Source organism: Rhizobium moroccans (assembly GCF_057559155.1).
This window is the reverse complement of the sequence record NZ_JBHFJG010000003.1, coordinates 93,379-104,566: the sequence shown is the minus strand read 5'-3', so window position 1 is coordinate 104,566 and position 11,188 is coordinate 93,379. Positions and strand designations below refer to the sequence as shown.

Genomic DNA, 11,188 nt, shown 5'->3' with positions numbered 1-11,188 from the left:
GGCGCCGGGTTTTCTCGTTGTGGGCCGGAAAGGAATGCCGGCCGGCGAAGTTCTGGATTATTCCGCGTGGATATCCCGGTCCTTGGTTTCCGGCAGGAAGAGCAGGCCGATCACCAGCGTAATGGCCGCGAAGACGATCGGGTACCAGAGACCATAGTAGATATCGCCCTTGGCGGCACTCATCGCGAAGGCCGTTGCCGGCAGCAGGCCGCCGAACCAGCCGTTGCCGATATGGTAGGGCAGCGACATGCCGGTGTAGCGGATGCGGGTCGGGAAGAGTTCGACCAGCAGCGCGGCGATCGGGCCGTAGACCATGGTTACGTAGATGACCAGTACCGTGAGGATGGCGATGAGCATCGCCCAGTTCACGGCTTCCGGATCGGCCACCATGGTGAAATTGCCGGAGTTCGGAATGGAATAGACCGCCATCTCCGTAACGCCGGCGGCTTCTTCCGCCGTCAGCAGCTTCTGCGTGACGAGATCGGCGCCGGACACCGTCGTTGCATTCCCCGCACGGATGGCTGCGGCATCGAGCTGCAGTTCCGGATTGGCGGCGACGAAGGCATCGAGCTTGGCTTCCGGAACGTTCGATGCACCGCGTGCCAGCGGATAGCCTGCGGCCTGCAGGGCAACGTTGACCTGCTTCTGGAAGGCCGTATCCGCCGCCTTGGCGCCCGCACCGGCCTGGGTCGCGTCATAGCTGGTGACGGTGGAATCACCGATCTTAACGGTCGCCGGCGAGCCGGCGGGGCCTGCAACCACGTCGTAGGGAACGGAGTTGCGGGTCAGGAACGAGGTCGCGATATCGCACGAGGTGGTAAACTTCGCCGTACCGGTCGGGTTGAACTGGAATTTGCAGTCGCCCGGAGCGGCGGTCACGGTCGCGCGAACCGTTTCCTGTGCCTGTGCCAGTGCCGGATTGCCTGCCCAGGTCATGGCCTTGAACAGTGGGAAGTAGGTGATGATGGCAAGCAGCAGGCCTGCCATGATGATCGGCTTGCGGCCGATCTTGTCCGACAGCCAGCCGAAGAAGACGAAGAAGCCCGTGCCGAGGAGCAGCGAGGCTGCGACCATGATGTTTGCCGACTGGGCCTCCACCTTCAGGATGTTCTGAAGGAAGAACAAAGCGTAGAACTGCCCCGAATACCAGACGACGGCCTGGCCGACGACGGCGCCGAACAGAGCCAGAAGGGCGATCTTGGCGTTTTTCCACTGGCCGAAGGCTTCCGAAAGCGGAGCCTTGGAGCCCTTGCCCTCTTCCTTCATTCGCAGGAAGGCCGGCGATTCGTTCATTTTCAGACGGATCCAGACGGAAACGCCGAGCAGGACCACCGAGACCAGGAAGGGAATGCGCCAGCCCCAGGCGGCGAAGGCTTCGCGGCCGAGGATCGCCTGAACCAAAAGAATGACCACCAGCGATAGGAAGAGACCGAGCGTGGCCGTGGTCTGGATCCAGGACGTGAAGAAACCGCGTCTTCCATGCGGCGCATGCTCGGCCACATAGGTCGCGGCACCGCCGTATTCGCCACCGAGCGCCAGGCCCTGCAGCATGCGCAGGAGGAGCAGGATGATCGGAGCGGCGATGCCGATCGAAGCCGCGCCGGGCAGAAGACCGACGAGGAAGGTCGAGAGACCCATGATCAGGATGGTGACGAGGAAGGTGTATTTGCGGCCGACGAGATCACCCAGCCGGCCGAAGACCAGCGCGCCGAACGGGCGAACCAGGAAGCCCGCCGCAAAGGCCAGAAGCGCGAAGATATTCCGGGTTGTTTCCGGATACTGACTGAAGAAGGCCGCGCCGATGAAAGTGGCGAGCGAGCCGTAAAGATAGAAATCGTACCATTCGAATACGGTGCCGAGCGAAGAGGCGAAGATGACCTTCTTCTCCTCCCGCGTCATACTGCCTGACTTTACGTCGGCAGTGGTCGTGACATTTGCCATGATCCGTCCTCCACAAGATCAACCGACGCACCAGCCTGCTCCGACTCTCCTCCCGGATGTCAGGATGGCGCGCATTCCAGCAGATTGGCAGAAATCTGATTCGAGGAAGAGAGATGCTTTGGGATTATGACTTTCGTCTAATGCCGCCTCTTCGTTGCCATGCCGGCATATGGTCTCCGTGTGACAGTTCTTCTTCTTTCCGAAGGACACTCAGGCAATCGGCAGTGTCTTGTCGCGATCGCCGGGACGCGCCCGAAACGGCGGGCTCAGGCTTGACTCGGAGCCAAAATCTTCTAAACAGCTTCGGCGAACGGGAAGACGCCTCCATGAATTGCAGCGAACTTTACATCGCCGCCTTCGGACCGCCGGCACTTTATGCCGGACGGGACTTCCGTCTTTCCGATTCTTCCAAAACCACGGCCAAAACGACGACGAAAACCGTCTGACGTCTCTGGCCCGCCGCTCTCTCCCCGGCATGGCCGGGGACAAGGAAATCCGCGCAACATGCTGCGGTTTCCCCCTCACCGGATCGAGGAGAGACAGAAAGAGAGCATATCATGGGTTTCAAGATCGCAATCGTCGGGGCAACCGGCAATGTCGGTAGGGAAATGCTGTCCATTCTCGCGGAGCGGGGCTTTCCGGCCGACGAAGTAGTGGCGCTGGCCTCCGCCCGCTCGCAGGGCACCGAGGTTTCCTTCGGCGACAAGACGCTGAAGGTTTCCAATCTGGAGAATTACGACTTCTCCGATACCGACATTTGCCTGATGTCGGCGGGCGGTTCGATCTCCCAGAAGTGGTCGCCGAAGATCGGCGCCCAGGGCTGCATCGTCATCGACAACTCCTCCGCCTGGCGCTACGACGCCGAGGTGCCGCTGATCGTGCCGGAAGTGAACCCGGATGCCATCGAAGGCTTCTCCAAGAAGAACATCATCGCCAACCCGAATTGCTCCACGGCACAGCTCGTCGTCGCGCTGAAGCCTCTGCATGATGCCGCCAAGATCAAGCGCGTCGTCGTCTCGACCTACCAGTCGGTCTCGGGAGCCGGCAAGGAAGGCATGGACGAGCTCTTCGCCCAGACGCGCGCCGTCTTCGTCGCCGATCCGATCGAATCCAAGAAGTTCACCAAGCGGATCGCCTTCAACGTCATCCCTCATATCGATGTCTTCATGGAGGACGGCTATACGAAGGAGGAGTGGAAGGTTCTCGCCGAGACCAAGAAGATGCTCGATCCGAAGATCAAGGTGACCTGCACCGCCGTGCGCGTCCCCGTGTTCATCGGCCACTCCGAATCGGTCAACATCGAATTCGAGAACGAGATCACCGCCGAACAGGCCCGCGAAATCCTGCGCGAGGCGCCGGGTTGCCTGGTTGTCGACAAGCACGAGAACGGCGGCTACGTGACGCCCTATGAATGCGCCGGCGAGGACGCCACCTACATTTCCCGTATCCGCGAGGATGCGACCGTCGAAAACGGCCTTAACATCTGGGTCGTCTCCGACAATCTGCGCAAGGGTGCAGCCCTCAACGCGATCCAGATCGCCGAGCTGCTCGTCAACCGCGGCCTCGTGAAGCCGCGCAAGGCCGCAGCATAATCGATCGTTAACCATGGCATGATAAAGCTCCGCCAGAAATGGTGGAGCTTTTGCTTGGGAACCGCCAATTTCACGAACTGTTCATATTCGCTTGGGTTGCGATTGTTCTCAACCACAGCCATAAGGCCAGATATAGCCACCTCAGTCCGGGCGTTTGAACAAGCGTATCCGGCTTTGAAACGAGTCTGACGCTCATGTTGAAGATTTTGCGGGCAGGATTAGTCGCCACTGGAATTTTTGCCGGCGCCGTGCCGGCCATGGCGGCGCAATGCGGCAATGATGGTTCCGGTTTTGCGCAATGGGTTCAGGATTTCAAACGGCAGGCCTCCGCCAACGGCATCAGTCCTTCCGTTGTCGAAAAGGCATTCGCCAACGTCTCCTACAATCGCGAAACGATCAAGGCCGACCGCGGCCAGCGGAGCTTCAAGCTCTCCTTCGACCAGTTCATGCAGAAGCGCGGCGGCCAGGCCATCATCTCCCGCGGCAAGAGCATGAAGAAGAACAACGCCGCGCTCTTCGCCGCCATCGAACGCCGTTATGGCGTGCCGGCCGGTCCGCTGCTCGCCATCTGGGGCATGGAAACCGGCTTCGGCAGCTTCATGGGCAACCAGCACACGCTCTCGGCTGTCGCAACGCTTGCCTATGACTGCCGTCGCTCCGCCTATTTTACCGATCAACTCTATGCCGCCCTCCGGCTCGTGGGCCGCGGCGATCTCAGCCCCTCCGCCAAGGGCGCAGCGCACGGCGAAATCGGTCAGACGCAGTTCCTGCCGGCAAACGTGATCCGCTACGGCGCCGATGGTGACGGTGACGGCCATATCGATCTCGTGAGGTCGCGCGCCGACGCGCTGGCTTCGACCGCCAACTTCCTGGTCGGTCACGGCTGGAGGCGCGGAGCCGGCTATCAGCCGGGTGAGGCGAACTACAATGCTATCCAGGGCTGGAATGCTGCAAGCGTCTACCAGCAGGCGATCGCCTATATCGGCGCACGGATCGACGGGGAATAAGCCCGTCGATCAGGTTTCCGCTTCTTCGACGCTGTCCGCTTCAGCGGAGACCTCGAGCTCCGGGCGGAAGAAATCGCCCGTCTTGCCGTTCATCACCCACAATTCGCCGGTCGATATGTCGAACCAGGCGCCATAGATATGCAGCTTTCCCTGCTCTTCTAGGGCGCGCACATAGGGGAAGGTGCGCAGGTTGTTGATCGAATTGCGGATCGACACCCGCTCGAGTGCCGTCTGCCGCTCCGACTGCGTCATCAGGTCGTTGCTTTGGATCTGTTCAGCGGCCGGGCGAAGGAGCGACATCCAACGGCCGATGAAATCGCCCGGCGAAAGCGGCTCTGCGGCCGGATCGAGCGCGGCCTTGATGCCGCCGCAGCGGCCATGGCCCATCACCACGATATTTTGGATCTTGAGCGCCTGAACCGCGAATTCAAGCGCAGCCGAGGTGGCATGATACTGTCCGTCCGGCTCATAGGGCGGCACCATGTTGGCGACGTTGCGGACGACGAACAGCTCGCCGGGGCCACAGTCGAAGATCGTCTCCGGCGCCGAGCGCGAATCGCAACAGGCGACAAGAAGGGTGTGGGGTTGCTGGCCGTGTTCCGCCAACACGCGGTAACGGTCGCTCTCATGCGCATAGCGACCGCTCATGAAGTTGCGGTAGCCGTTCAGAAGGGTTTCTGGAAAGTCCGTCATGGCGCAAGGCTTATCCCGGCGCGCGGCGAAGATCAATGTCCCCGCAGGGGAACTTTCCAGCCGAACGCCGGATGGATGAAACCGGCCTACCGGCGCGTCCGCTGCAGCGGATGCACGAGGCGGCGCAATTGCACCATGGCCATCGGATTTGCCAGGCTGGATGCGTCCATTTCGAGCGTCAGTTCGTCGCTGCCGCGTTTGACGGTGCGGGCCAGCACCTCGTAGACGCTCGCGGTCGCAAGCTGCAGTGCCCGTTCCTCGTCCATGCCGCCGAGCAGGCGCGCAAGGAAAACCGCCGAGAGAAGATCGCCGAGACCGTTCGGCGGGTTTTCGATCAGCCGGTGCTCCGCCATCAGGGCGTGCTTGCCGGTGAGATAGAGATTGCCGGTCCCACCCGCCATCATCGGCACGGCGGAAGTCACCAGCATGCGCGCCGGACCGAGCGCCACGGCCGCATCCATGATCTGCGTATTGTTCTCCAGCGCCGCCCCGGAAAGCCAGGCGAGCTCGTAGCGGTTCGGCGTGGCAAGCGAGGCGAGCGGAATGAGTTCGTCACGGATCGCTTCCGCCGTTTCCTGCGGGATATAGAGGCCTCCGAGATCGCCCATCACCGGATCGCAAACGTAGAGAAGCTCCGGGTTTTTCTCCCGAAGCGCTCTGACGAGCCGCGCGACGGCGCGCGGCTGGGCGGCATTGCCGAAATAGCCGGTCAGCACCGCCTTCACCTCTCCGAGCCAGGGTGCCCGGATCAGGTCGTCGATCGCCTTGTCGAAATCGGCCTCGGTGAATGTGAGGCGGGTCGCCCGCCCATGGCCGGGATGCCAGGGCAACACGATCGTCGGCAGCGCCCAGACGGGAAAGCCCAATGTTTCCAGCGCGAAAACAACGGCGCGATTGCCGACGGAACCGCGAACCACATGACTGGAGATGACGATGACGGCGCTTTGGGATTCCTGCATGAGCTTGGCTTCCGGCTTCGAAGGCTTGTTGATCGTTTCTTCCTTGCGGCATGTCAACAAGGCTTCACGTGAAAGGATAAACTCTAGACGAATCGGCCATCTTTTAGCCGGGCTGAAAAGAAATAGCTTCACGACGGCATGAAGCAAAAATACAAGCTTCATGAGGTTCGTCGCCGCAAAATCGGCGACGTGGAAACAAGGGAAGGGAAACCCGATGGCCGCCAGGCAGAATCCGAAACGGGAAAAGCTGATCGAGAAAGCACGCAAGATCGCGACCGGAGACAAGGCGGAACACCTGGACCCTCTCATTCTGTTCGGACGCGCCAGCAATGACGACCTCGAGGCCTATACGCCTGAGATGCTGGAGCTTTCCACGGCCCATGCCGCTCGGCGGCTCAAGGCCTGGACGCGGATGCGGCCGGATATCACGATCGAGCAGATAACGGGCGTGGAACCCGTCGGCGTGCCGGTCTCAGTGCTCACCGTTATCGACCGGAACATGCCCTTTCTTTTCGATTCGGTGATGGGCGAGGTCACCGGCACCCATCGCGATCTCTATATGGCGGTCCACCCCATTCTGCTGATGGCGCCGGGAAAGGAGCCGGTGCTCCGCTCGAATGAAGCGCCCGGCGATCCCTCTCACCACGTCAGCCTCATCCAGATCCACATAGCGCCGCTCTCGCAGGAACAGGCCGCCTCGCTTGCCGAGCGCATCCGTCACGTGCTGGAGCAGGTGCATCTGGCGATCACCGATTGGAAACCGATGCTGGAGGTGCTGGAAGGGGCCGCCACCCAGCTTCGCGCGCATCCGGCAAGCCGCAGGAAGGCCGACCGGGACGAGGCTCTCGCATTTCTCGATTGGCTGCGCGACGATAATTTCGCCTTCCTCGGCATGCGCGAATACGTCTATTCCGGCAAGGGCGCAGAAGCCAAGGTGGAGCGGGGCAAGGGAAGGGGGCTCGGCATCCTCTCCGACCCTGACGTGCTCGTGCTGCGCCAGGGCAAGGATGCGGTGATGACGACGCCGGAAATCCTCGAGTTCCTGGAAGGGCCGGATTTCCTGATCGTCACGAAGGCGAATGTGAAATCCGTCGTGCACCGGCGCGCCTATATGGACTATATCGGCATCAAGCGCTTCGATGCCGATGGCCAGGTGATCGGCGAACTGAGGATCGTCGGCCTCTTCACCGCCACCGCCTATACCCATTCCGTCCGCGAAATTCCGCTGCTGCGGGCCAAGGCCGCCCGCGTCGAGGATCATTTCGGCTTCGATCCGGACAGCCATTCCGGCCGCATGCTTGCCAACACGCTGGAAGCCTATCCTCGCGACGATCTCTTCCAGATCGATACCGACGTCCTGGCGCGATTCTGCGAACAGATCATGGAGTTGAGCGAGCGGCCGAGGGTACGGGTCCTGCCGCGGATAGATCATTTCGACCGCTTCGTCTCGGTGATCGTCTATGTGCCGCGTGAAGACTACAATTCCTTCGTCCGCGAAAAGGTCAGCGACTATCTTGCCCAGGCCTATGACGGACATGTCTCGGCCTATTATCCGGCTTTCCCGGCAGGCGGCGTGGCCCGCGTCCATATCATCATCGGCCGTCGCGGCGGAAAGACGCCGCGCATTCCCCAGGCGAAGCTCGAAGAGACGATCCGCCTCATCGCCACGCCTTGGGAAGAGCGCTTTGCCACACTTGCCGAGACGGGACCGCGCATATCCGTCACCAATGCGTTCCAGGAGGCTTTTACTCCTGACCAGGCGTTTTCCGATCTCGAGGACATCGCCGCCTGCGCGGCGGGCGAGACGATCCGCATCGCCTTCTACCACGACCCGACGGACAAGCCCGGCACCGTCTCCCTCAAGATATTCCATCACGACCGCCATCTCTCACTTTCGCGCCGCGTGCCGCTTCTGGAAAACCTCGGCTTCCATGTGGTCAGCGAGCGGACCTTCGATATCGGCGTAGGCCCGGAGACTGACCGCAAGCTCGTCGTGCTGCACGACATGGAGCTACAGCTCACCGGGCAGGAGACGATCGACCTTTCCCGCGAAGGGCCGCTTCTGGAAGAAGCCTTCCTCGCCGCCTTCGAAGGCACGGTCGACAATGACGGCTTCAACCGTCTCGTCCTGCTCGCCGGCCTTTCGGCGCGCGAGGTGACGGTACTGCGCGCCTATGCGCGCTATCTGCGCCAGGCCGGCATCGTCTATTCGCAGAACTACATTGCCGATACCCTTACGAAATATCCGGAGATTTCCGCCGCTATCTTCCGCCTGTTCCGGGATGGTTTCGATCCGAAGCTTGGCGATAAGGCGCGCGTCAAAAAGCTCGCCGATCATCATGCCGCCATCGAAACGGCGCTAGCAGGCGTGCCCAATCTCGATGAGGACCGGACGCTGCGCCGCTATGTCAACGCGGTCGACGCCACGCTTCGAACCAATTATTTCCAGCGCGATGCCGACGGAGCGCCGAGAAAGGTTCTCGCCTTCAAATTCGATCCGAAATTGCTGGATGCCCTGCCGCAGCCGCGGCCCTTCCGCGAAATCTTCGTCTACGGAACGGAAGTGGAAGGCGTGCATCTGCGCTTCGGCAAGGTGGCCCGCGGAGGCCTGCGCTGGTCCGATCGCGGCGAGGATTACCGCACGGAAATCCTTGGCCTGGTCAAGGCGCAGCAGGTGAAGAACGCCGTCATCGTGCCGGTCGGCGCCAAGGGCGGCTTCTTCCCCAAGGCGCTGCCGGCCGGAGGCTCGCGCGATGAGATATTCAATGCCGGACGCGAGGCCTACAAGACCTTCATCCGCACGCTTCTTTCCGTCACCGACAACATCCTGGGCTCCGAAGTGGTCGGCCCGCCGGATACCGTGCGCATCGACGGCGACGACCCATACTTCGTCGTTGCGGCGGACAAGGGAACCGCCACCTTCTCCGACACCGCCAACGGGCTGGCGCAGGAAGCAGGCTTCTGGCTGGACGATGCCTTCGCGTCGGGCGGATCGGCCGGCTATGATCACAAGAAGATGGGCATCACCGCACGCGGCGCCTGGGAAGCGGTAAAGCGCCACTTCCGCGAAAAGGATATCGATATCCAGACGACGCCGTTCACCGTGGCGGGCGTCGGCGATATGTCCGGCGACGTCTTCGGCAACGGCATGCTGCTGTCGCGCCAGATCCGCCTGATCGCCGCCTTCGACCATCGGGACATCTTCATCGATCCCGATCCGCATATCGAAAAATCCTTCGCTGAGCGCGAGCGGCTGTTCAAGCTGCCGCGATCGAGCTGGCAGGACTATGATCGCAGCACGCTTTCGCAAGGTGCGATGATCATTTCCCGCTCCGAAAAATCGGTGAAGCTCACCAGGGAGGCGGCGGCGGCGATCGGAATGGAAAAGACCATCGCCACCCCCTTCGAGATCATGACCGCGATCCTGAAGAACCCTGTCGATCTCCTCTGGTTCGGCGGCATTGGCACCTATATCAAGGCCGCTTCGGAGACCGATGCCGAGGTCGGCGACCGCGCCAACGATCCGATCCGCATCACCGCCGGCGAAGTACGCGCGAGCGTGATCGGCGAGGGCGCCAATCTCGGCGTCACCCAGAAGGGGCGTATCGCCTATTCGCTGGCCGGCGGCCGCTGCAATTCCGATGCGATCGACAATTCCGCCGGCGTCAATTCCTCCGACGTCGAGGTCAATATCAAGGTCGCGCTGAACCCCGCCATGCAGGATGGCCGGCTGACGCGGGGCAAACGCAACCAGCTTCTCTCATCCATGACCGACGAAGTCGCAGCCCTCGTGCTGCGCAACAACTATCTGCAGCCGCTGGCGATCTCGCTCACCGAGCGCAAGGGAACCGCCAATCGCGAGGAACTGTCGCGATTGATGTCGGTTCTGGAAGCGCAGGACCAGCTCAACCGCAAGGTGGAAACCCTACCGAACGATGCCGAGCTGGCCGAACGCTATGTTTCCGGCAGGCCTTTGACCCGGCCAGAGATCGCCGTGCTGCTCTCCTATGCCAAGATCGTCCTGTTCGATGCGCTGGTGGCGAGCGAGCTGCCCGACGATCCCTATTTCTTGACGGTTCTGAAAGCCTATTTCCCCGCCAGGATGCAGAAGGCTTTCGCCGGCGATATCGAAAACCATCGCCTGCACCGCGAGATCATAGCGACCTCGCTTGCCAACGAAGCCATCAACCGCGGCGGGCCGGGCTTCGTCCAGAAGATGAGCGATCTGACAGGCACATCCGCGGCAAGCGTCGTCAAGGCAGCCTATCTCGCCCGCGACGGATTCGATCTGCCGAAACTCTGGGCCGAGGCGGATGCCCTGGACGGGAAGATATCCGGCGAGGCGCAGAACGGTCTCTACGCGCGGATCAGCGAAATATTCTCCGAAGCGACCCGGCTCATCCTCGAGACCGGCGCGGCTGTCGGCGATATGGAAAGCGCCATTCGCCGGCTCAGGAACGCGATCAAGGGCCTGCGTGCCTCGATTGGATCCCTCGGCCTTGCCGATGCCATCGGGACGAACGCCGCGGAGCTCGAGGCGCAGGGAATTCCCGCACAGCTCGCGGCCGAAATCGCCCTGCTTGCGACCCTCGTTCTCACGCCCGAGATCATGCTGATCGCCGAACGGACGGGCGAAAGCCTCTCCCGCGCCGCGGATCTCTACTTCGCCGTCACGAAAACCTTCCGGGTCGATCGCCTGCTGGAAGTCGGTGGGCGCATCGCCACCTCGGACCACTACGAGAGCCTTGCGCTTTCCCGCAGCCTTCAGCAGATCACCACGGCGCGGCGCGATATCGTGATTGCGGCGCTTGCGGCCTATCCGAAAGAGAAGAAACCGCTGGGTGCCTGGGTTTCGACCGATCGCCTGCGGATAAACCGCATCGGGACGGAACTGGTTGCTTTAAGCGAAGGCAGCGATCCGACCCTGCCGAAAATCACCGTGGCGGCAGGCCTGCTCAGCGACCTTGCGCATGGAAGGGTGAGGTGAGACAACGGG

General features: G+C 61.8%; 6 protein-coding genes. 3 read left to right on the top strand and 3 right to left on the bottom strand.

Annotated elements, in window-relative coordinates:
- Nucleotides 1–57: 57 nt before the first annotated feature.
- The gene (locus ACE04I_RS03260; protein WP_487206617.1) at nucleotides 58–1,941 is read right to left on the bottom strand and encodes an MFS transporter; all 1,884 of its coding nucleotides are present in this window, start codon (nucleotides 1,939–1,941) and stop codon (nucleotides 58–60) included.
- A 557-nt stretch (nucleotides 1,942–2,498) separates the two neighbouring features.
- Here ACE04I_RS03260 and ACE04I_RS03255 point away from each other — a divergent pair.
- Nucleotides 2,499–3,533, top strand: a complete 1,035-nt coding sequence (locus ACE04I_RS03255; protein ID WP_487206616.1) for an aspartate-semialdehyde dehydrogenase — start codon at nucleotides 2,499–2,501, stop codon at nucleotides 3,531–3,533.
- A 194-nt stretch (nucleotides 3,534–3,727) separates the two neighbouring features.
- The gene (locus ACE04I_RS03250) at nucleotides 3,728–4,540 is read left to right on the top strand and encodes a lytic murein transglycosylase (RefSeq protein ID WP_487206615.1); all 813 of its coding nucleotides are present in this window, start codon (nucleotides 3,728–3,730) and stop codon (nucleotides 4,538–4,540) included.
- A 9-nt stretch (nucleotides 4,541–4,549) separates the two neighbouring features.
- On the opposite strand, the gene ACE04I_RS03245 is transcribed toward ACE04I_RS03250, so the two are convergent.
- Nucleotides 4,550–5,233, bottom strand: a complete 684-nt coding sequence (locus ACE04I_RS03245) for a carbonic anhydrase (protein ID WP_046796827.1) — start codon at nucleotides 5,231–5,233, stop codon at nucleotides 4,550–4,552.
- A gap of 86 nt (nucleotides 5,234–5,319) precedes the next feature.
- Nucleotides 5,320–6,192: a pyridoxal kinase PdxY gene (gene pdxY, locus ACE04I_RS03240; RefSeq protein WP_046796826.1), complete on the bottom strand. Its 873-nt coding sequence runs from the start codon at nucleotides 6,190–6,192 to the stop codon at nucleotides 5,320–5,322.
- A 214-nt stretch (nucleotides 6,193–6,406) separates the two neighbouring features.
- On the opposite strand from pdxY, the gene ACE04I_RS03235 reads away from it, so the two are divergent.
- Nucleotides 6,407–11,179 (top strand): NAD-glutamate dehydrogenase, encoded by a 4,773-nt coding sequence (locus tag ACE04I_RS03235; RefSeq protein ID WP_487206614.1) that lies wholly within the window; start codon nucleotides 6,407–6,409, stop codon nucleotides 11,177–11,179.
- The last annotated feature ends 9 nt before the right edge of the window (nucleotides 11,180–11,188 follow it).